The sequence below is a fragment of the Paenibacillus hunanensis genome, from assembly GCF_014645615.1.
Lineage (GTDB): Bacteria > Bacillota > Bacilli > Paenibacillales > Paenibacillaceae > Saccharibacillus > Saccharibacillus hunanensis.
Genome location: NZ_BMMB01000003.1, coordinates 484,106 through 507,132 on the forward strand (window position 1 = coordinate 484,106; position 23,027 = coordinate 507,132).

A 23,027-nucleotide genomic window follows, 5' to 3' on the forward strand; every position below is an offset into this window, starting at 1 on the left:
CCTGTCGCAAATTCACTCATCTACATGCCGTGATTATCCGGCTTCTTCTTTATTACCCGTATAGGCATCCTGTTAAACGAAAAGCGACAGTCGAACTCATCCATGACGTATTCTACCTAATTTAATAATATACTTAATATCGAGCAACAATATGGGAATGAACCTTATCCCAATGCACATCTATCCTATTCCATCCTCTATCCATTTTGCCTTGGCTTCACTCGATTCGTTGCCTGCGCCTGCAATGGATCATCCGGCCAGTAATGCTTGGGATATCTGCCTTTTAGATCCTTTTTCACTTCAAAATAAGTATTCGCCCAGAAGCTTGCCAGATCGCGAGTCACCTGCACCGGGCGACTGGCAGGAGAAAGCAATTGAATCGTCAGCGGAATGCGTCCACCGAGCAGAGGGGTAGACGTACAACCGAACATTTCCTGTAATCGAACCGCGATAAATGGCTGCGCTGGATTGCTATAATCAATCGGAATCCGCGAACCGCTCGGTACGGTAATATGCGTAGGTGCTATCTGCTCCATCTCCTGCCGCTGCTGCCAATCCAGCATACCGAGTAGCAGCTCAGTCATAGATAAACGGCGCAGATCAGATAATCGCCGGATGTCGCCCATATAAGGCAGCAGCCAATTCTCCGTATGGGACAGGAGAGCTGCATCATTCATCGCGGGATAATGCTCTGGCTGTAACCTATGCATCAACCCCATACGCTCGCGTAGCTGGGTAGCTGGCTTTGTCCAATTGAACCAATCCAGGCCGCGTGTATGACCTTGCAGAGCTACAATCAATGCACTTCGAATTGCCTCAGCAGACGGTGCAGTATCATTTACCGCTCGCAGTACAATCGCACCCAGTCGTTGTACCCTCTGAGCACGAATCGCTTCTTTGTCTCCATCATAAGTAACCTCGGTGCGATCCGAGATATGATTGGCATGAAGCTGCTTTAACATGTCTTCTTCTAGCGTAGCTGCTAACAGAATACGGCTATCGGTGCCTACATCCTCCAGCTCAGCCGCCACAATATACGGCGTACCTGCAAGCAGATGGATGCCGCCATATCCATTCGGCAAAAGTGCACCTCGCCCCATCCGTAATAAAAATCGCCCATCTCCACGATTTTGCCCGATCCGGTCGGGATAAGCGAGTGATAACAGAGCACCAATCCAGCCGTCGGATGCAGATAACGAAGCTGACTTTTTAACTGAGATCGATGACTGCTTATCTGTAGCCTCTTCCATACGCTCTAGCTCACGCCATTGACGTGCAAATCGCTGGCTCCATTCCTTAATCCGCTCTACTGCATTCGTCTCTACACGATGCTTACTTCTTCCATATAATGCACGTACACGCTCCGCTAGCTCGATACCAGCAGCAGGCGGTAAAATATCTCGCTCCTGCAACAAGGCTGCCAGATCACATGCCTCTTGAATAAGCTCTAGCTCGCCCGCCTTGATCATCATGTGGGCAAGCCTTGGATGCGCACCGATAACTGTCATATTTCGTCCATGTGTCGTGATACGCAGCTGTTCGTCGATCGCATCCAGCTGCTGAAGCAATAGCTGTCCTTCTCGATAAGCCGCTTCAGGCGGAGGTGTAAGCCACGCCATCTCCGCTACATCACTTCCCCAGGCAGCAACCTCCAGAGCTAGCGGCGATAGATCGCTTTGTAGCATTTCGGGTCGGCGCTCGGCAGGTAATATACGATGCTCTTCAGCGCTCCACAGGCGATAGCATACACCCGGCTGTTGTCTGCCTGCACGCCCACGGCGCTGATCGGCTGCATCAACGGATATCTGCCGCGTTTCCATCCGCTCCATCCCCGTTGTCGGCGAAAATACACGCGTCCGCATCAATCCGCTATCGATAACGATCGATACCCCTTGTATCGTTACACTGGATTCTGCGAGTGAAGTCGATAAAATAATCCGGCGCGTACCATCACCACGCGGTCGTACCGCTTCATCCTGCTGCTCTGCCTTCAAGCCGCCATGCAAAATAACGACCTCCACTTCTGCTGGCAACTGTTGTCCACTACGAAGTAATTCGTTTTGCACAGACCGAATTTCACGCATTCCTGGCAAAAAGACAAGTAATTCTCCTTCCTGCTCCTGGAGTGCCCTGTGAATCACATGGACGATCTTAGGCTCCATACGCGCTCCCGGCTTGCGATATAGCGTATAGGCAGATTCACCTGCTTCATAATATGTTTCTACCGGATAGCTGCGTCCCCCACTGCGAAGCACAGGTACATCACCTAATAACTGCGCTACAGGCTGAGGCTCCATTGTAGCCGACATGACCAGCACCCTTAGATCCTCACGCAAAAGAGACCTGCTTTCCAGCGTGAAAGCAAGCCCCAGATCCGCATTCAGATTACGCTCGTGGAACTCGTCAAATAGAACCAATCCAACTTGCTCCAGCGATGGGTCATGCTGTAGCATCCGCGTCAGCACGCCTTCCGTGACCACCTCGATTCGTGTCGCAGCACTAACCCGTGTATCCAGCGCTACCCGATAGCCCACCGTCTGCCCTACCTTTTCGCCAAGTGTTGCCGCCATATAGCGCGCTGCCGAGATCGCTGCCAGTCTTCGCGGCTCTAGCATCACAATACGGCGACCAGCTAGCCACGCCTCCTCCAGCAATGCCAGCGGAATACGCGTCGTCTTGCCTGCTCCCGGCTCAGCAATCAGAACTGCCGCACCTGTCTCCTGTAAATGCTGCTTCAATGCAGGAATCAATTCATCTACAGGTAATGCTGAAGCTACAGGGCTTGGATGTAATTCGTGCTTCACACGATATGGCTCCCGCTCTTTATCATCTTGATGTTGATCTGTATACTTCTTGTTTTGATCCGTCAAAAAACATGTCCCTTCCCGTGTAAATTTGATAAATGCCGCTAGCGCCTCATTTACCAGCCTGTCAGTCGTTGCCGAATTTTACTTTCGTATCTATTGTAGGCGGAATTGCTACTCCAATCCTTCTGTGCAGTCAGCATATTCAGCCGTAATGTTTTTTCATCCAGCTTGTTGCGCAGACGCAGCCGTTCTTCATCCTGCTGACAGGCTGCAATCAGATCACTTAATGTGAGCATTTCCTGTCTAAGTGTTAGCTCCTCTGGCATAATATTCGCATTTTTCATCAGCTTATAGGCAGAGCGTAGCTCCTCGGGCACATGAGAAAGGTCTTCCAGCTCCAGCGGTTTGCCCTTCCCCGGCAAATCATCAAATTCACCACGCTTCATTGCCTCTTCAATCATCTGATCAGCCAGCCATGATAGCATTCCGATTCACCTCTTTATGATCTAGTTTGCTAGTGTCGATTCCGTAGTGTCCCTGTTGGATTATCGATCATTGTACATATTTGGTTGAGGATACGCATTGTTCTCGTGCTAATTCCTCTTATTCATTCACTTCTTATTAGTTAACTTTAGTATACCAGTAAAATAGCTGCTCACCCAGCCTTCCAATGCGTAACATGGATGGCGGGATAAGCAGCTATCGTATTTCCAACATGAATTGTAAGCGTATTCAGTCGTTAAGTATACAGCATACTCAGCATATGTATGGTATAGCCGAAGCTACATCATTCATAGCCGCTTGATTGCATACAGCGATTAACACAATAGCGACTCTGCACCATCAATCGTAATTTGTGCACCTGTAATATGAGAGGCCTCGGACGAAGATAGAAAGGTGACCAGATCAGCTACATTTTCTACGCTACCGGATTGACCTGCCAGCGGCTGTCTTCCCTGTGGAAATTCCATTGGAATCGCGATTTTCTCCACGGATTCGTTGCGCTCTGTGCTTTGATCGATATTGGTCGAAATAGCGCCCGGGCAGATGACATTCACGCGAATTTTCGAGCGAGCTAGCTCTAGCGCTGCCATTTTTGCAAAGGCAACCTGACCTGCCTTGGACGCACTATAAGCCGACATCCCAAAGCTTGCAAAGGTCGTATTCCCATTAATCGAGCTGGTGATCACAATGCTTCCACTACCCTGTTCTCTTAGATAAGGTAGGGAATACTTGATCGTTAAAAATGTACCGCCCAGATTCGTATTGATCGTACGCTGCCAGTCTTCATAGCTAATCTCATCAATGGGTGCTACCGCTCCATTAATACCTGCATTCGCAAATACAACATGCAAGCCACCAAAATGAGCTGCACCCTCTTGAACCGCCTGCTTGACCTGCTCCTCATCGGCAATGTTCGTCACAAATGCTTTTGCAGCATCGGGATACTTCTCGTTAATCTCTGCCTCCGTCTCGTGAATGCGTTCAGGAGACAGATCACAAATGATAACACGCGCACCCTGCTCGGCAAACTTGAGCGCAGTTGCGCGTCCAATTCCCGAACCGGCTCCCGTGACCAGAGCGACTTGACCTGTAAAACGCTGTGGCTGTGTGGTCGATTCCATATTCATTCACTCCCTCAGAATAATTAGTGTAGACAAAATGCCAGGTATCTTGCTACAGGAATTACCCAAAAGATCCTGTTATGAAATCATATTAATGTATATTTATCGTTCTTGAAACGCCTGATCGCCTACCAAAAAAACCGGACTGCTCATGGCAATCCGGTTCTATGGCTGGCTTTCTCACCTCGAAGCCCCGTTAGCCGAAATAATCAGCTCATCTAACGGCATCCGATTGATCAATCCAATCCAGCAAAATAGTATGAAAATGTTCTTTGTCGAGCGGTACAGCGATGACCCATTCTTCTTCCTGACGGCTCATCTGGCGCACAATCCAATTGGTAGTACGATCAGCCAGTAGTACAGCACCCTGCCGTTGCCAGCCAGAAGACTCCAGATGGGAAAATTGCAGCTCGGCATACAGACGATTGTCCGCAATCACACCGGCAAACAGATTCGCTCCCTCTTCGTCGCCTGTCATTGCGAATAGTTCACTCGTCAGCTCTGGCAAATAAAACAAATCCCGCAAATGCACATGCTCATCAAACCATTGCCGCGGAAACGTTAACGCTGGCATATCAGCTGCTGAATAACTATTTAATTCAAGCTGATTCAACACCTGATCGCACGATTGCCGAAGTGCACCAAGTCGTGTTAATTCATATTGCCCTGACATTCCTTCCGCCAGGGAAATTTCAAAAATCCCATCATCATTCAAATAATAATGTACATTGACAGCAAGCTGGCTCGATTCAAGAACATGACTGTAACGCAGGCAGCAACCACGCTTGTATACTACATTTCGATCCGAGCTTGCCTGACCATACGGCGGATGAGCCAGAAGCTGCTCCAGCGCTTCTCCGCTAATATAGCCTTTTTGCAGCAATGACACTCCGACCTGCTTCCATCCATTAATCCATTCCTCCATCCGATCATTAGGAAAAGGATTACGGATTCCTGCTACCCGGTTAAAGCCCATCATACCAGCCAGAAAAAAAAGCTCTTTTTCGTTTAAGGTCAGCTTCCTACTGTTAAAAGAGTCAAGAGCAAACATATGGCGGGTCTTCTCCCTTCAATATTGACATGTGAGCTTTTATATCTATATAAAAGGGTATTCATGTTCATTTTCTTTATTTATATGGTTCTTATTTCCCATTTAAATGTAGCACTATAGACTTAAATTTGTCAATTATTTTCAAATATTTGTACAGTACATTGTTAACACAGCAGTGTGATAAATATTTTATACCGGCTAGATGCAGAGTTGAAGTTATAAAGCCTGCCGTGGTTTTGAATATTTTGTGTCCCAGGCTTACGAATCGCGCGAGGTTTTAGGTGAATATCAGGTTCTTTTAAGTTTTCTTTAAGGAAAGGTGATTACAATAAACTCAAGTTAGCGGATATGAACAACTACCCCGAACGCAACACAAGCAAGTTTCAACCGCCTAACTTCTAACTTTGAATTTATCTATCATACAATGAGGTGATTAATAGTGAAGACGACAATTCTGTTAGAGGACAAAATCGTTCCTGTTTACTTTAACGCCGATAATACACAGCCAGTATCCAAGCTTTTAAGACTACTGCGCAGAACCCTTGAGAATAAAATTACAAACGGCAAAAAAATGATCAAAAACTGCCTGGATACGGTTATCAGTATTGAGGTTATCGGCTCGGAAGCAATTTTGCATACTTATCGTGAGAGTGACACATTAGCACTTTCGCTCTATTGAGCCACACAGAGAGATATAACATAGCAAAATATTTGGTTGCATAGACGGGCCTGGAACACGGAATTATATTCCGCACACGGCCCTTTCTGTTTTTGGAGACCCTAATATGCTATACAGCTTTAATCGTTCCATCTGTAGCAGCACCTACTACATAACGATCATTTGACCGAATTTCTGCAATTTTTTAACGATTGCAGGAGTTCGGTATTTTTATGTCAAATTATTAAAGTGTAAGTAAACGTGGTGTTAACTATTTTGAATAAAAATGAATTGAACACAAATTAACTTTAAGTAATTGGATAGCTTTTTAAAAGAGATATATAAAAAGTTATCTCATATCAAAAAGGTTAGTCTGTATCAAATGTATATTGTGTGTTATAATAGACCTACAAAAGAGGTGATATAGATGGATACTTCAATGCTTTGTCCCCGATTTGAAAAAGGGATGCAAATTTTAAGTAAACGCTGGAACGGTCTGATTATTTATCAACTGCTCAATGGTCCACAGCGCTTTTGTTCGATTCAGTCGTCATTGCCTGTAAGCGGTCGCCTGTTATCAGAGCGCCTCAAGGATCTTGAACATGAAGGTATGGTCGTTCGTCATGTTTATCCAGAGACTCCCGTACGTATTGAATATGAATTGACTCCGAAGGGTCTTGCGCTTGAAAGTGTCATCCGTGGCATTCAGGATTGGTCCCAGGATTGGGTAGAGCCTGCTTCTGCTTGCAAAGAAGAGGCATATAGCGAGCTTGCCAAGTGATGAACTATTATATGTCGATGTACAACAAATAACCGGTTTCCGTGAGGAAGCCGGTTATTTGCTATGGCTGGGTGAATAGTAGCCATTCTATTGATTTGCTATTGCTGTAGGACTTATCGTAGACCTACACAGCAATATGGCAGGATTCCGATATTCGTTCGATGAAGGCATGATCTAGTTGTAAGGTCATAGAGAGTGCGATTAGTGGCTCACGGGTTGTCGGGATCTGCCGGCTTCTACCTTCTCCGCTCGACGAATACGAATGATGAACAATCGCAGTAGATTCGTACGAGTGTGCTGGTCAGCATTTCTTAATTTTTCTAAAATAAAACGATCGATTGACATGCCCGCTCACTCCTTTATTCTGTCGCCAAACTCTTGATTCCGGCAGTGTGAACAAACGCGATGTCGTTCATTTTCCGGTATTCTTTAATAACCTTTTTCGCGCAGGCTCAAACCATTTTCTAGGTGTTTTCTGCATTAATAGGAGTCCTGATTTTATAGCTTCTTTCACTGACTCTAGTCCCATTTATGGTGCAACTCAGGCTGTGCATTTGCGCAAATATCGACTTAGAAAAATTCACGATACGGCTTCTGGATGCTGATCCAGCGAGTGCGCGTGAACTTATCAATCGCCCATTCTCCGCCAAATCGACCTACACCTGATGCCTTTTCGCCACCGAACATGACATGCGCCTCATCGTTCACCGACTGATCGTTGACGTGGATCATGCCTGTCTCCATCTGCTGGGCGACATCATAGCCACGCTCCAGATTCGTTGTAAAGACCGAACCACTCAGACCATAGTCGCTATTATTCATAATACGGATGGCATCCTGCTCGTCCTTCGCACGAATGAGCAGTGCAACCGGGCCAAATAGCTCATTTTGAGCAGCATCGCTATCTGGCTTCACTTCACTCAGTACCGTAGGCTGTAGCACATTGCCCTCTGCCTTACCGCCATATTGTAGCTTCGCTCCTGCCTGTTGCGCTTTTTCTACAACCTCCAGCAGACGCTCTACTTCTTTCTCATGGATGAGCGGGCCAACGACGGTTTCTTTGAGCGATGGATCGCCATAAGGTAGCTTTTTCACAGTAGCAACGAATTTTTCTGTAAAAGCATCATAGATCGATTCATCAATAATAATCCGGTTAAGTGCCATACAGATTTGACCCTGATGGAAAAACTTGCCGAACACAGCTGCTTCAACTGCACGATCCAGATCGGCATCGTCGAGCACGATCATCGCATTGTTACCACCCAGCTCTAGCGCTACATCCTTCAGATGCTCACCAGCCAGCTTACCGATACCACGGCCTACCTCTGTCGAACCTGTAAAGGATACAAGCTTCGGTGTCGGATGCTTCACAAAAGCATCGCCGATCTCGCTACCACTACCACTTACGACACTGAGTACACCTTTTGGCAGACCTGCCTTTTCAAAAATATCTGCGATTAGTAGCCCTGCTGTAATCGGTGTATCCGATGCTGGCTTGATCACCACACCATTCCCGAGTGCAAGTGCTGGTGCTACAGAACGAAGACACAGATGCAACGGGAAGTTCCACGGGCCAATCATACCGATAACGCCCTTCGGCTCGCGTACGACGCGATTTTCTTTGCCCGGAATATCGGAGCCGATAATCTCGCCCTTCATGCGGTATGGGAAGGAAGCGGATTCCTCCACTACGCGTCGTGCAGCCGCCCATTCGCGCTCTGCCTTAATGCGTGTGCTGCCTGACTCAGCGATCAGCAGCTCAATCACTTCATCTTTTCGCTCATCCAGCTGCGCCACTGCCTTATACATTACCTGTGCGCGAGTAGCAAGTGGAGTTTTCGCCCACTCTTTGCCTGCTTTTTCCGCAGTTCGATAAGCGCGATCCAGATCGTCTTCGCTGGATGCTTTCATTTCGACAAGCAATTTACCGCTATATGGATTCACATTTTTCACTGTTTTATCTGAGGTACCTTCCACCCATTCACCTGCAATATATTGCTTACTCCATTTTGCAAATTTCGATTGTACGAGTGTCATGTTGTTTTCCTCCTCTAAGTTGAGCTCTTTGCACCTAACAAGGCGTCTGGGTATCCTTTAACCGGATTGTAGTAAAAACAAACATTCTATTTTTTAGTAGATGACTAATTTTTAGTAGCTAATTAGGTAGCTTGAGGGGGAGGTGGAATTGTGATTTTTACGGCTATATCAAGCTTGGAGAGAGGTGGTTTGTAAGCTTGTGATGAGGCTTAGGGCTAGCAGTCATAACTTATTTCAATGCGCATATTGCTCCTATTGCTCCTATTGCTTATAGTTTATAACTCGCAGCGCATAATTCGTAACTTGTAGCTCATAGTTGATAGTTCATAACCCATGGACCATAACTCATAACTCACAACTCACAACTCACAACTCACAACTCACAACTCATAACTCACAACTCGATGATATGAATGTGTGAAAAGAAGTAAATAAATTGTTTGATCAAGAAAGAAATAAAACATGGTGTATTATCAATCTGGACTATAGAAGACTTATTCATGTAAAAGAGGACTTGCTTATGTAAAAGCTTGTTACTTATGCAAAATAAAAAAAGCAGACTTTATAATAAACAGCACCCTACAAGATGAACTTTTTTCAAAGTATCTATCTCATAAGGTACTGTTCAATAAAGAGCCTGCTTTTTTGTATGATTTGGCTATATCGTTATAGCTTCGATCAATTTATACACCGCCGCGCTGAACTAGCATCTCGGTAGCAGCAATCTCCAGAATCGGCATTTCACTCCAGCTATTGGTGAATGAATATACAGATATACGATCCAGCGTCTGTTGATCCAGCTCGCCAAATTCTACATCATTATGCAGCAATTCACGGATATACAGATTAGCCAGCGCTACCGGGAGCGTGGACAATCCTCCGATCTCCTGCCCTACGGAACGACGATCCCACACTCCTACCGTCTGCTCAAATGTAAATGTAGCTTGCTCGCCCTGCTCTGTGCGGAAATGCACCTTAGCCTGATCAGGCAGCAAAACGATATGTTCAATAATGCCATCTACCAGGGGTACATCTGCCGCGAACAGATCATTATGAATTTTCGGCTTATTCATGCTCTTGCCTTCTTTCTCTTTGCATACTTGATTGCATACTTATTCGTTTAGACTCGTTATTTTATTCGTGTTGATTGGTGATGTACAGCCATGACACTTATTTATCAACTGTATTGATTATTCGCTGTATTCATCCATATTTGCAGAAACTACGAAGGCATTTGTGGAATTTATCAAAGCCTTTACAGAAGCGATCCCAGCGATTACTGCTCGCCCTTTTCTTCTGCGGCGACGTAGCTGATTAGCTCAGGTAGCCACTCGGACAAGCGATAAAAGCGGAACCCCTCATGAAAAGCCAGCGAAGTATCCATAATCCACGAATCCGGTACACCGAATGGCGATTGATCGCTTTCCTCGCCTTTACTTTTGACCACTGCTCGGCAGCCTGTTTGACGCTCAATCTCATTCATCAGTGCCACCAGCGTAATTTCTTCTTCTGAACGCGCATTTACCGGGCCTGTTAGCTCGCTATCCACACCGAGCCAGTACAGAAAACGCGCGGCTTCTTCTTCGTGGATAAAGTTCATTTTAGCATCGGGATTAGGAATTACAATCGTCTGACCGCGCAATACACGTCCTACATGAAAATGCAGTCTTTTTGTATAATCATTCGGGCCGAGCACAATTGGAAAACGAACCGCTGCCGCCGAAAAATCGTTTTGCTGTAAAAATACCGCCTCTACCTGACGCTTACCCTCTGCATAGTCAAACGTGGCATCAGCATCATGATTGATCGCCATATGAGCGGTATCTACATCCGACTCACGCAGTGGCTCGCTGCCAAAAGAATAGACAGAGAGCGATGAAGTCACGATATAGCGCTCGGTTTTCCCGCTGAAAATGCGACAGGCAGCGAGCGCTTCCCGCGGCGTGTAGCAGATATTATCATATACGATATCATATCGCTGATCGCCGATTGCCTGCTGTAAGGCCGACTCGTCCGTGCGATCGGCGACGAGTCGCTGAATATTGTCGCCAAAAGGATCATTCGTCTGACCGCGTGTGAGTAGGGTTACGTCATTACCGCGATGGAGCAATAGTTCAACCAGATTTTTCCCAAAAAAGCGTGTGCCACCGATTACGAGTACTTTTGCCATAACATTTCAACCTCCCAGTTGGATGACGCTTGAATGAAGTTTTCATTTACTTTGACGAAACTACAGATGGAGATATTTCGCTGCGACTACGATACTTTCATACGTATACTTATTGCATACATACACTTATACAGATGAGCCGTAAGGCTGGAGCGCTGTTCAGTGGATTGTCTATACTACCTACTAGTTCAGCTCTACTCGCTCTTATCTTAGCCTACGTGATTCGCATCCGATGTTTCTAGTTGCCCTTCCACTCATGAGGAATAGAGTGACAATTCTTTATGCGCTCGCCAGGTTAAGGTCAGCAACAATATATAAACGATCAGATTCAGCACGATATATACAATACTGAATACACCCGCAACCACTGCCCAGGCATTAGGCTCCGCTGGATTCGCGAGGGTACTTGTTAGCAATGCAAGCGCAATCGTCACCTGACAATAAATGAATAACCGCCAGCGACGTGTTGCAATCTCTTTTAGCTTTGGAAGCTGCTGAGCTGCCGCTAGCTCGCCAATCCCTTTACACAAATAATAGATCATGAACATTTCCGCCAAAATGACGATAACGGTGAGCACACTTCCCCACCACGGCTGACTGGTCAGAGCACTGTCAATAGGAATCAGCATCTGCGCAATCGTGAGCAAAACCATGACCAGCGCACTGATGCTTCCTTTACCAAATACATCATGGAGAGGCTTTAGCTTCGTAAAACCGATAAAGTGTAGTATGTAGCCGATCAATGATGGAATCTGATCCACCCACGGCTCGGCAAGACCTGAAGTAGTAAATGCTGACGTCACCAAGCCAAGCACCCACTGGCTTAAAAAGCCCAGAAAAAAATACATAAAACTCATAAGGTTCCTCCTTTACTTCTCTGCTCTCTACGATAAATGCCTTGCTATTGCTGTCTTTTCTATGTAAATGCAGCGCAATCTGGATACAGCAACAGCCGTAATCATCGGGTATCCGTATCGTTTGATCCGACCTCTGCTATATCCTATCGCTATAGCATGCGATCTACGAAAAGCTATCGCAGGGGCATGAACCCTATTATCTTACCATTCCCCATCTATTTTCCCAAATGAAGCTATATCACACCAACAATAGCAATTGATCACATCGGAATAGTAGATTAGCTATGGTCTATACCTGATAAAGCGCGTAGCTACAGCATTTCCGCAAAATATTTCGCTTGTTATAGCTCAATACCATTAAATGGTATAGCCAAAACGTATAACCACATTCCCGACAGATCATGTAATATGATAAACAACTCAAGCGATTGCATCGCAGTCCAAAACTTAGGAGGAAATGAATATGCCAAGAGTTCTCAGCAGTAACCTCGGATATCCTCGCCTCGGCGAACAGCGTGAATGGAAGAAGACACTGGAAAGCTACTGGAGCGGTAAAACAGATAAAGAAACTTTCCAGGCAACGATGAAGGAGCTACGTCTTGATCATCTGCGTAAGCAACAGCAAGCAGGCATCGACCTGATTCCAGTCGGAGACTTCTCCTATTATGATCATGTACTGGATACTGCGGTAACGTTCGGTCTTGTCCCTGCTCGCTTTGGTTATACGGGCGGAGAGGTTACACTGGAGCAATATTTTGGCATCGCTCGTGGAACGAAGGATGCAGCAGCAGGTGCGATGGTCAAATGGTTCAACACGAACTATCATTATATCGTACCTGAGCTGAACGGTCTGACTCCACAATTGACTGAAAATCGTGTGCTCAAATTATATCTGGAAGCGAAAAAGGAACTCGGTATCGAAGGTAAACCGGTATTGGTAGGCCCTTATACATTCCTGAAGCTGTCCAGAGGCTATGAAAGCAACGAGCTGGCAGCATGGCTTGATAAGCTCGTTCCATTATATGCACAGGTGATCAAAGAGCTGAACGAAGCCGGTGCAAGCTGGATTCAGATTGATGAGCCTTCACTCGCTCTGGATGTATCCGCAGAAGAATGGGAGCTTGTGCATCAGGCGTATACGAAGCTGAATGAAGCCTCTGGTACAAGCAATCTGATCGTCCAAACCTATTTTGAAGGTGTTGACGGCTTCGGTAAGCTGATCGATCTACCTGTACAGGGTATCGGTCTCGACTTCGTATACGGTCTGGAGCAAAACCTGAACTCACTGGATGACTGGGGCTTCCCGGAAGATAAAGTGATCGGTGTTGGTCTGATCGATGGACGTAACATCTGGCGTTCCAATCTGGAGGAAAAGCTCGGTCTGATTAATGTGATCGCTCAAACAGTATCGCGTGATCGCATTCTGCTTCAACCGTCATGCAGTCTACAGCTTGTTCCGGTAACAACGAAGCACGAAACAGCGCTGGAGCCTGTTCTGCGTGATGCACTTGCTTTTGCAGACGAGAAGCTAGGCGAGCTGGCACTGCTGACACGTGCTGCCAATGCAGGTGGCGCAGCGGTACAGGAAGAGCTGGAGCACAGCCGTAAAGCCGTTTCCAGTCTAGCTTCGTCCGCATGGCGTACAGCACAGGAGCCGCATACAGATCATTCGGCTACACGTAATGTTCCATTCGAGGAGCGTCGCAGCATCCATGAGCAGAAATGGCAGCTGCCTGTATTGCCAACGACAACGATCGGTAGCTTCCCACAAACGGTTGAAGTTCGTCGTGCTCGTCGCCTGTGGCGTACAGGTGAATGGACACAGCAGCAATATGAGCAATTTATCGAAAATGAAATCCGTGAATGGATCGATATCCAGGAAGAGCTTGGGATTGACGTGCTCGTGCATGGCGAATTCGAGCGTACCGATATGGTTGAATTTTTCGGTGAGCAGCTGGATGGATTTGCTTTTACGAAAAACGGCTGGGTACAATCGTACGGCTCTCGTTGCGTAAAACCTCCGGTTATTTACGGTAACGTAAGCTTTGTTCAGCCAATGACGGTTAAAGAAACGAAGTTTGCGCAATCCCTGACCTCCAAGCCAGTCAAAGGTATGCTGACAGGCCCGGTTACGATCCTCAACTGGTCATTTGTACGTGACGATATCGCTCGCAGTCAGGTATCGTACCAGATCGCACGCGCAATTTCCGACGAAATTCTAGCGCTCGAAGCGGCTGGCATTGAAATGATTCAGGTAGACGAGCCCGCACTGCGCGAGGGCTTGCCACTGAAGCGCTCCAAGTGGCAGGAATATCTGGAGTGGGCTGTAGGCTCGTTCCGTCTGTCCACAGCTGCGGTGAAAGAAACGACACAAATTCATACCCACATGTGCTATTCGGAATTCCATGACATTATCGATGCGATCAAAGCGATGGATGCTGATGTGATCTCCATCGAAACATCCCGTAGTCATGGCGAGCTAATCTCTTCATTTGAAGTTCATGGCTATGACAAGGGGATCGGTCTTGGAGTGTATGATATCCATAGCCCACGTGTACCAGCCAAAGAAGAAATTGTACAGCTGATCGAGCGTGCTCTGCGTGTTCTGGATCCGAAGCTGTTCTGGATCAATCCAGACTGCGGTCTGAAGACACGTCAGCATCCAGAGACGGTTGCGGCGCTGAAGCTGATGGTTGAAGCAGCTCACGATATTCGTCGTCAGCTTGGTCAAGAGGTTGAGGTCAATGCGTAAGGCATAATATCGGTATTACAAAAAGGGCAGTGACGAATATCGTCGCTGCCCTTTTTTGCTGCTTCATTAGGTTCGTTCATTAATCTTCTATTCGATCTATGGCTATAGCTCCATCGTTGTATGAGCTCTGGCAAGCTTACTGAATATAATAGCCCTTTGCCCATTCTTCCTGTAGCATAGCCTGCTCCGGTCGCCAGTTCAAGCCTTGCATCGTCGCATTAGCTGATACCGGATTATCCGTCGCTGCAAAGGAAGATAACCAGCTAAAATGCGCACTCGCCTGCTCTGTATTTAAGCTCTGGGTCGGGACCTGCAATCCTTCTCCAATATAGCCGGCAATCTCGCGAAAAGCTATACCCTCATTCGCTACTGCATGAAAGCGTGATGCTCCCTTCCCCTTTTCCAGAGCAAGACGAAACACACGAGCAGCATCCAAGCGATGAACCGATGCCCAGCGATTACTGCCATCGTGAATATAAGCAGACTTACCAGCCTTACGCGCACTCTGGATCAAGGATGGTAATAGTCCACCCCGATCTCCCTCCCCATATACAATCGGTGGAAGGCGTACGATCGAAGTATGCACACCCCGCTCTGCCATGGCCAGTGCAGTATATTCCGAGGCAGCGCGAGGCCCGCCAACAGAATGGATATCTGCTGCATCCGCTTCTAAAGCCTGTCGTTCAGCCGTCATCGTCATTGTGGGCATTGCAATAACTAGTGAGCCACCAGAGGATGATAATAGCTCCCCCATCGTCTTGATGACATGCTGATCGGTCTCTACCGCCGCCTTCATAAACCGTACGGGTGCATGCTTGAAGCTTCCGCCAAGCATAATACGTAGCTTCGCTCGCCAGCCTGCATGAGCGAACGAATGGAAAAACGCAGTATGCACCACACCATCCACCTGCCGTCCTGCCTCACGTAAAACAGCGGTATTTTCAATCGAGCCTTGTATCGCTTCAACTCCCTGCTGGCGCAAGGCTGCCGCGGCTTCTGACGAGCGCACAAGACCCTTTACTTCATGCCCGTTCGCTAACAACTCCTGCACAATAGCTGAACCGATAAATCCGCTGGCTCCAGTAACAAGTACACGCATACGATATTCCTCCTATACATTCTGTTCTATTATGCCATTTCACTGCTATAGGCAGTTCCCACCTGAATATTCCATACAGTGGCTGGCTCTGTTTCTTATAGTATAGAAGCAGAAGCAGGAGGATATTTACACGTTCTGACGATCATTTTGCCTGATTCAACGGACAACCGGGCGGCTGCCTATTCTCAGACGGGCGATATCGCGACTCGGTGCATCGCCAAATAAGCGACTGTAATCACGACTAAACTGCGAATCGCTTACATAGCCGACCATGCGGCAGGCACCGGTTGCATCCATACCTTCCGATAGCATCAAGCGCCGTGCTTCCTGCAAACGCAGCATTTTCTGATATTGCAGCGGACTAAAGCCTGTCACTGCCTTAAATTGTTCTCGAAAAGAGGATTCGCTCAAATGAATCCGACTTGCTAGCTCAGGTACCTTGAATGGCTGATCATAATGCTCACGAAGCCAGGCAATCGCCTGGGTCATTCGCTGGACGACCGAATCCGCAAATACCGTTTCCGCTATATACACGCCCACCGGGCTACGTAGCAATCGGATATAAAGCTCATCACGAACTAACGGCGCCAGCAATTGCGTATCACTCGGATTACTCAAGCATTCGAGTAAACGCCCTATGGCATTCAATAGAGCAGCATCTGCATCCATCACATAGCCAGCCTCACGTTTGTCCATCGGCGGTAAGCCTTGCGGATACACATTGGGAACCAGTTCGGCGATTCGCTGCGGATCAAGATAGATACCGATACCAAGAAAAGGCTCGGTTATACTCGCCTGCATCGTTTGAAACGTAATCGGTAGCGATATGGGCGCTACAAAAAGTCGTGCTCCACCATATGTAAATATCTGCTCACCGACACGCATATGCTTGCTTCCCTGCACAGCAATCCCAACAATTGGCCAATTCATCGCATACAATTGCTCGTTGGCTTCTGCCTGCGAATATCGATTGAAATACAACCACTCCAGCGCAGACGCATAGCTTCCTTCACGAAAAGCCAGCTGATTCAGGCGATCTGCAATCGCTGCGACTTCGGCAAGCACCAGCTTTGATGCATGGGATGGCGAATCTACACTATTCATCATGCAGCCTCCTCGTGTGTACGATCCTCTTTTTCATTATTCAGGCAGGCTACCAGTATATAGATACGATATAGAGTCCAACACCAAGTAGCCAAATAACAATCCGCTATCAACACGCAGTTACGGTCTTGAGTCATTGCTCTACTCATCATACAAAATATAGGCTACATCCGGCTGCATCACTGCAAAGCCTGCCATTTGCCGCAGCTGGTAGCGAATCGGAGCTTGCCCCGCCATCATAATCATATTGCGCACATCACTATTCTTTTCTACAGGCAATTGAAAGCATTCTACATGCTCAAACACTTCGCATAATGTTGTATAAATCGCATGAATCCGCATATCATTTTGCCCGCGTCCGATCAAATTCATAATTAGATAACCCGCATCATGTAGCTTGCTATGCATCATATGCAAACACTCCAGCGAAACTAAATGCAGCGGCGTTCCAGCCTGACTGAACGCGTCCAGCACAATCACATCATAATGCCGCTGCGGCTGCTGGGATAGAATACTGCGCCCATCACCGATTAATATCGGTTCAGCTTGACACCCAAAATACTTCACACTTAGACGTGCCACCGCTATATCAAGCTCGGCAATCTGCACGTCATGATCAGCAAAATAATTGCCCAGTGTGCCAATGCCCTGACCGATAATAAATAATCGCTGGAGCTCATGCACATTATGCTCCAGCAGATGAATAATAGCGCGTGGATATTCAAATATGATCCGCTGTGGTTGATGAAGATCCAGCGCACCCTGTATATCCGCATTGGCAAATTGAAGCACGCGAAAATGACCCTTTTCCTCATACAGCTGATCGGTTTCATATACGACAATCTGCTCGTATTCACTCTGTTGACGATGCAGAATTTTCACAGACCTGGTCTCTCCCTTTATACGTAACGATGTGTTTCATTATATCGTATTCTTGTGTGGATTGGCTTGTTTTCATTTCTTTGCACCTTTACGCTCTTACCTTCTCTCTTGTACGCCATACATAGAATAGAAGTCCGATCACCGGAATCAAGCCCAGCCACATGATACCTGCTGGCTGACGATTCACTCGTGCATCACGGCTAATCGCATATACGGATAGTAGCGTAAGCACAACAAAGTCGATCGTCATCGTATGCACGAACGAGGAGGTCTGGAATGCTTCCGCATAGGCAGCACGATTACCACCAATCCATCCATAAGCGATTACGGCTACGGTTACAAGTAGTAGAATCCAATGGGTGGCTGCACCTTCCGTGCTACGGCGAATGGATGGAACCGTTCGCACACTTCGGCGATGCTCTGCCAAGCGACCTGATGCGGTTAATATAAAATAAGGCAATAGAGCAAAAGCGCCCAGCGCAAAGGAACCAATCACAAATGGCCATGCTGGCACACGTCGATCATCACTTCGTAATAGCAGGCAGGCATACGCTAGCGGAAATAAGCCCAGTAATGAGAACATCGCCATTAAGGAGGGCTCTTTGGATTGAAGTGTCACTAAAGAGCGTAAATAAGGATCAGAGCCTCCGGTATCTGGTGTAAAAAATATCGCATACCCGATAAAAGCAAGCCATACGATCAGCAAAAGATAGCGCATCGATGATAGTCCTCCCTTGAACTGTGATAGAGTAGCATTGCAGTTGAAAACTGATGAGGTTGAACTACGTAATACGGTGATCTATTGTTATACCTTCGTTCTGTTACTAGTGTCGAAGTAAACCAATTATACGCGCTCATTCTCACTCATAGCAGAATTAGTTCATATCGCTGTATGTTTACTGCCTCTATTACCCTGCCTATCTCCTCTATCAATCATATACCATCACTATAGCCACTCTTAAAATCGCATTTTATTTTACCTTTAAATAATCTTCATCCAGCCTATAAGCGCATTATTTCGTAAAAATTCAGTATTCGTTTTGTAATTGCCTTTTCTAAGCCCATAAATCGGGTATGTAAACTACACAAGCACTCCATTCATTGCCGTGTACCATTCCATCTAATGTACTGCACCCCATAAATAACATGCAGCCGCGCTGGTGATGTATGATCGATACAGCCTATAAACTAGCCGATACTTTTCTTCTATATAAATAAAGCTACGATTCCTAATCTATACTCTATTCAAACGATATACATTGTTGTTATCCAGTCTCCAGGATCGGCAATCAGCTGTCGATCTCTTATCGTGATCATGTTTGAGGAGGAGAAGCTTATGCGTCAATGGATTTCTGGTTTGTGCTTATTATTATGTATGGCATTTATTAGTGCCGGATGTACAGAGGCCGAATCGGCAGCCAAAGATAGCGGTCGTCCCATAACAACAAAGCAGAATGAGCAAGCGATCAATGCTCAGGCGGATGAAGAGAGACTTCAGGGAGCGATGCAGGCTGCTGCCAAATATGTAAAAAATCAGTACACTATCGATGGAATCTATACTACCAAAGACTATGATTCTCAGCTTGCCGCGCTCAAGCAAAAGCTCAAGCCACTACTCAGCAACGACTATTATACATCCGCAATCAAGGATGAAACGCTCGCATTACCACTTCATGTAGCGATTCGTGAAAAGGATTCGATCACGCCAAAGGATATCACGATCCGCTCACGTGCTATTTCCGGTGGTGAACAGTTAATCCATCTATCCTATCGATTTAACTTTCATCTGAATAAACGCGGTGAATCGGTTCCACTGGGTGGGAAGCTGATTATGCAAAATGAGAATGGTGTCTGGATTGTAGCCAGCGATCATAACAATGCTAAGCGACTGTTAGAATGGCATAGTGACACCATGGAGCCGTGAGCTATTACAAAGCACCTGCTATGTATCGCAGAACCTCAAGATTCATAGTCGCGATAAACAACAGGTGCTTTGGGTTGCAATCGATGATGTTATAAATACTAGCCTATACTCCTTAACGGAACGGAATCGTTACAAGATACACCGTATATAAGCATGTTTCTCGCAGTAAAAATGGAATCTGTGTGCTCAGGCTCGTGTATACCGAGGTCGTTGTGGGCGAGGAATAAGCTTTGAGCCCTTCCGTCTCGGCGATCAGCTTGGCACGCTTCATATGTAGCGGGTCGCTCACAATGGTGAATGTTTTCAAATGATGCTGCTCGGCAATCTGTGCAGCGTGCTGTATATTCTCAGTCGTCCAGCGTGAGGTCGTATCGGTGAAAATATCGTCTGCCTTTACGCCCTGACTTATCGCATACTGACGTGCCACAGCTGCTTCGGTTGGCTGACTTGGATCATCCGTGCCACCCGTAAAAATAATCTTGCTTACCAGCCCTTGCTCATACAGCCAGATCGCATGTCGGATGCGCTCGCGAAATACAGGCGAAGGCTGATCCTGCTCGGTAGCTGCACCAAGCACAATTGCTGCATCAGTCGTTGCCACCTCATTTTTCTGTCCAAATGTCCAGATCGTATAGGCGGAAAAGGCAAATAAGGCTACATAGGCAATCATCAAAGTGAGTACAACGCGAACCGTGAGTCTCGTATATAAGCGTCGTTGGTTTGGTTTAGATTCAGACATGTTATTCTCCATCATTCTTATTCATGAATTGGTTATGGCTATCGGATCGACAAGCGCCCGGTTAACTATATATGGTACGCAACCGGGTGCATGACAGCCTATTTTATTATCCAGTATGTACGACCTGATTGCAATCGAAAGTAAATAAGTCTGCATCGTGGGTAGAATAGCTATTATATCAGGATGGCTGCTATATTCAGTCATATAATGTATCCATTGAATATAGTATGTATAGCAAGAGCTAACTGTATAACAACATAAAAGCCCGAGCTTGCTCATAATCTAATTCGAGCAATCCAGGGCTTTTATAAAATAAGGCTATTACACAGGGGTAGGTTCGACTCGTCCGTTATATCCATAATCATTCCTTCTATAATTCGTAGTGTGATGAACAGCTAGCGGTCGGCTGTTCGTTAGTGAGGTGACGCTGATTGCTATAGATTACGCATTCTATTGAATGAATATTTCTTTACAAAACCTCGGTTGGCAGAATCGCCATGGCACTTTTGCGTGCGATAAATTCCTGACGGCGGCGATTATGCTCAATCTGGCTACGCAGATTACGTTCATTCAGACCATTTTGCGCAAAGTCAAATTCAATTCCAGTGGCAGCACGTGTACGATCCAGCAATTGACCAAGATGGTAGCTCGTATGCTCCACCAGATGATAAATATCGTGCATATGATCGTCTTGAATCATGCCTGGATTCTCCATCAGCCGCATGACGGTTTCTCGCCATAGTGCTAGCTCTGTGTCCAATCGTAGCATGATGATCTGTGGTGTTTCATGCGTATCCGGGAAGTAGTTGGAAAAGCCAGAAGGTAACAGACTTTCACGCTCGTTCAGGCGAAGCACATTACGATGAATATGCTCGATCACATGCAGTACAATTCCGCCTGTTGTATTGGCACCGTCATAGGGCTGAATCCACAGCTGCTCGGTGGTCAACTGCTCTAATGCTGCGCTAAACTTATTGCGGTATAGCTCACACATACGTTGGACGGAAATTTCCAAAAACAGCGAACCAAACTTGGCGTTTTCCATATTCTTTCCTCCTTGTAAATGAAAGTATGAACATAGTGTACACCAGCTTCTGGTAAATAATCCATATCCATTTTGTGATAATTGTTTACATGAATGTTAATAGTTGACGAACGAGATGGGGTGGGGGCGCAGCAATCACTCCGGCAAGGAATAAGGGGACGGACTCGGATGGAGCCGCGGGAATCTTTTGAAATGGGAAGGAATGAAGATTCCCGCCCCTCCAAAAGAGTCCTTTCCCCTTATTTCCTTGCCTTCGTTACGTGTTGCTCGCAACCTATGCATTCGTTCTAGGGAAGGTGGAGAAGGTAATAATAGTCAAGATCGTTTTTTAAGTACTGCTTGGGGTAGGTGGAGGTTGGAATGACACAAGAAAGGCAGTTCTACTGGAGCATCAATTGTGCGCTGATCTGCCGTGGGTGTATTCGGGCAGAGGGCGGTTTATTGAAGCTGTGGTAGAACTGCCTTTGAGGTTGGGAATGATATGATGTTATAGGGTCATGAGTTTGCTTAATGTTTTATCGCCCAGGTATGGGAGGTATTCGTGACCGTATTCGTGGTAGATAAGTAGTTCTTTGGTTGATTTGATTTTGTTATAGGCTGCGAATTGGGTGGATGGTGGGCAGATGATGTCGCTTAGAGCAGTTACCCATAACACGTCAGCCTGGATGCGATCAGTTAGGTTTTGGATGTCGATGTAGCCGAGTTTATTGAAGATTTCGTCCTCGCGCTGGTGGTTTGGATCGAAGAAGCGGAAGTAATAGACGAGTTCTTCGTAGGCAGATGTAGTTGGACTCACCTCGAATGCACGTTTGTAATCGGACAGGAATGGATAGACGGGAACGGCGATTCGTACGCGTGGCTCTAACGCCGCACATGCAGTAGCCAGTGCGCCGCCCTGAGAAGCACCATGTACGCCAATACGGTTTGCATCTACGGTGTCCATGCTCATCAGAATACGTACGGTTTGGACGGTATCAAGAAATACGTTGCGATAATACAGCTTATCTGGATCAGGGTCGTCGATACCGCGAATGATATGACCGCGTACAGTTGTACCTTGAACCGTTACCGTATCGAGCGAAGGGCCTGCCTGTCCGCGGCAGTCCAGTGCCAGCACAGTGAAGCCATGTGCAGCGTAATTAACTTTATCGAACCACTCTCCACTATCGCATGTATAGCCATGGAACATCGCCAGACCGGGACCTGGCTGAGCAGCTGAGCTACCTGTAGGGCGAACAAACTTGGCATGGACTCGTGCTCCGCCTACTCCTGTAAAGTACAGATGAAAGCACTCTGCCAGTGGGGATTGGAAGTCTGCACGTACCAGCTCATAATCGAGTGGCTGACGATCCAATTGTTCCAGCGCACGTTTCCAGTATTCATCAAAATCAGCAGGCTTGGGGCTGCTCCCCATATACTCTTTCATTTGTGCAAGTGGCATATCTGACATGTTACGTCCTCCTCGATCCTAGTAAGAAAAACTGTTATCGTTTGAC

Annotated in this window: 19 protein-coding genes; 4 read left to right on the forward strand and 15 right to left on the reverse strand. The window is 46.7% G+C overall.

The features are described from left to right. Nucleotides 1-197: 197 nt before the first annotated feature. The 4 genes from hrpB to IEX62_RS08305 form a co-directional block, all read right to left on the reverse strand. Entirely contained in the window at nt 198-2,804 is a 2,607-nt protein-coding gene (gene hrpB / locus IEX62_RS08290) for an ATP-dependent helicase HrpB (protein ID WP_188774954.1), read from the reverse strand. 116 nt (nt 2,805-2,920) lie between these two features. After that, nucleotides 2,921-3,292, reverse strand: coding sequence for a DnaJ family domain-containing protein (locus IEX62_RS08295; protein WP_188774955.1), 372 nt, complete (start codon nt 3,290-3,292; stop codon nt 2,921-2,923). A 333-nt stretch (nt 3,293-3,625) separates the two neighbouring features. Continuing rightward, a complete protein-coding gene (locus IEX62_RS08300) occupies nt 3,626-4,432 on the reverse strand; it encodes an SDR family oxidoreductase (protein WP_188774956.1) in 807 nt (268 codons plus the stop codon). Between the two features lie 214 nt (nt 4,433-4,646). Next, complete coding sequence (locus IEX62_RS08305; RefSeq protein ID WP_188774957.1) at nt 4,647-5,483, reverse strand: hypothetical protein; 837 nt, start codon at nt 5,481-5,483, stop codon at nt 4,647-4,649. Between the two features lie 439 nt (nt 5,484-5,922). On the opposite strand from IEX62_RS08305, the gene IEX62_RS08310 reads away from it, so the two are divergent. Then, nucleotides 5,923-6,162 carry a hypothetical protein gene (locus tag IEX62_RS08310; RefSeq protein WP_188774958.1) on the forward strand — a complete coding sequence of 80 codons (240 nt, stop codon included), beginning with the start codon at nt 5,923-5,925 and terminating at the stop codon, nt 6,160-6,162. Nucleotides 6,163-6,568: 406 nt separating this feature from the next. Beyond that, nucleotides 6,569-6,922, forward strand: coding sequence for a winged helix-turn-helix transcriptional regulator (locus IEX62_RS08315; RefSeq protein WP_188774959.1), 354 nt, complete (start codon nt 6,569-6,571; stop codon nt 6,920-6,922). Nucleotides 6,923-7,492: 570 nt separating this feature from the next. Here the strand turns inward: IEX62_RS08315 and IEX62_RS08320 are convergent. The 4 genes from IEX62_RS08320 to IEX62_RS08335 all read right to left on the reverse strand — a co-directional run bounded on the left by IEX62_RS08320 (nt 7,493) and on the right by IEX62_RS08335 (nt 11,986). Further along, on the reverse strand, nt 7,493-8,959 hold the full coding sequence (locus IEX62_RS08320; protein ID WP_188774960.1) for an aldehyde dehydrogenase family protein: 1,467 nt from the start codon (nt 8,957-8,959) through the stop codon (nt 7,493-7,495). Nucleotides 8,960-9,642: 683 nt separating this feature from the next. Beyond that, entirely contained in the window at nt 9,643-10,032 is a 390-nt protein-coding gene (locus IEX62_RS08325; protein WP_188774961.1) for a hypothetical protein, read from the reverse strand. Nucleotides 10,033-10,235: 203 nt separating this feature from the next. Beyond that, the gene (locus tag IEX62_RS08330; RefSeq protein ID WP_188774962.1) at nt 10,236-11,129 is read right to left on the reverse strand and encodes an NAD-dependent epimerase/dehydratase family protein; all 894 of its coding nucleotides are present in this window, start codon (nt 11,127-11,129) and stop codon (nt 10,236-10,238) included. A 254-nt stretch (nt 11,130-11,383) separates the two neighbouring features. After that, nucleotides 11,384-11,986, reverse strand: coding sequence for a hypothetical protein (locus IEX62_RS08335; protein ID WP_188774963.1), 603 nt, complete (start codon nt 11,984-11,986; stop codon nt 11,384-11,386). 463 nt (nt 11,987-12,449) lie between these two features. Here IEX62_RS08335 and metE point away from each other — a divergent pair, with 463 nt between their 5' ends. Further along, complete coding sequence (metE, locus tag IEX62_RS08340) at nt 12,450-14,738, forward strand: 5-methyltetrahydropteroyltriglutamate--homocysteine S-methyltransferase (RefSeq protein WP_188774964.1); 2,289 nt, start codon at nt 12,450-12,452, stop codon at nt 14,736-14,738. Nucleotides 14,739-14,874: 136 nt separating this feature from the next. Here metE and IEX62_RS08345 read toward each other — a convergent pair whose 3' ends face one another. From IEX62_RS08345 to IEX62_RS08360, 4 genes are all read right to left on the reverse strand, one after another. Beyond that, the gene (locus tag IEX62_RS08345) at nt 14,875-15,837 is read right to left on the reverse strand and encodes an SDR family oxidoreductase (protein WP_188774965.1); all 963 of its coding nucleotides are present in this window, start codon (nt 15,835-15,837) and stop codon (nt 14,875-14,877) included. Nucleotides 15,838-15,993: 156 nt separating this feature from the next. Beyond that, nucleotides 15,994-16,944, reverse strand: coding sequence for an AraC family transcriptional regulator (locus tag IEX62_RS08350; RefSeq protein ID WP_188774966.1), 951 nt, complete (start codon nt 16,942-16,944; stop codon nt 15,994-15,996). A 138-nt stretch (nt 16,945-17,082) separates the two neighbouring features. Beyond that, nucleotides 17,083-17,823, reverse strand: coding sequence for a spermidine synthase (locus IEX62_RS08355; protein ID WP_188774967.1), 741 nt, complete (start codon nt 17,821-17,823; stop codon nt 17,083-17,085). Nucleotides 17,824-17,911: 88 nt separating this feature from the next. After that, the gene (locus IEX62_RS08360; protein WP_188774968.1) at nt 17,912-18,541 is read right to left on the reverse strand and encodes a hypothetical protein; all 630 of its coding nucleotides are present in this window, start codon (nt 18,539-18,541) and stop codon (nt 17,912-17,914) included. 618 nt (nt 18,542-19,159) lie between these two features. Here IEX62_RS08360 and IEX62_RS08365 point away from each other — a divergent pair. Beyond that, nucleotides 19,160-19,747 (forward strand): hypothetical protein, encoded by a 588-nt coding sequence (locus tag IEX62_RS08365; protein ID WP_188774969.1) that lies wholly within the window; start codon nt 19,160-19,162, stop codon nt 19,745-19,747. Between the two features lie 112 nt (nt 19,748-19,859). On the opposite strand, the gene IEX62_RS08370 is transcribed toward IEX62_RS08365, so the two are convergent. The 3 genes from IEX62_RS08370 to IEX62_RS08380 form a co-directional block, all read right to left on the reverse strand. Further along, nucleotides 19,860-20,486 (reverse strand): YdcF family protein, encoded by a 627-nt coding sequence (locus tag IEX62_RS08370; RefSeq protein WP_188774970.1) that lies wholly within the window; start codon nt 20,484-20,486, stop codon nt 19,860-19,862. 469 nt (nt 20,487-20,955) lie between these two features. Then, complete coding sequence (locus IEX62_RS08375) at nt 20,956-21,531, reverse strand: DinB family protein (protein WP_188774971.1); 576 nt, start codon at nt 21,529-21,531, stop codon at nt 20,956-20,958. Between the two features lie 487 nt (nt 21,532-22,018). Further along, nucleotides 22,019-22,981 (reverse strand): acetylxylan esterase, encoded by a 963-nt coding sequence (locus IEX62_RS08380; protein WP_188774972.1) that lies wholly within the window; start codon nt 22,979-22,981, stop codon nt 22,019-22,021. Nucleotides 22,982-23,027: the final 46 nt, after the last annotated feature.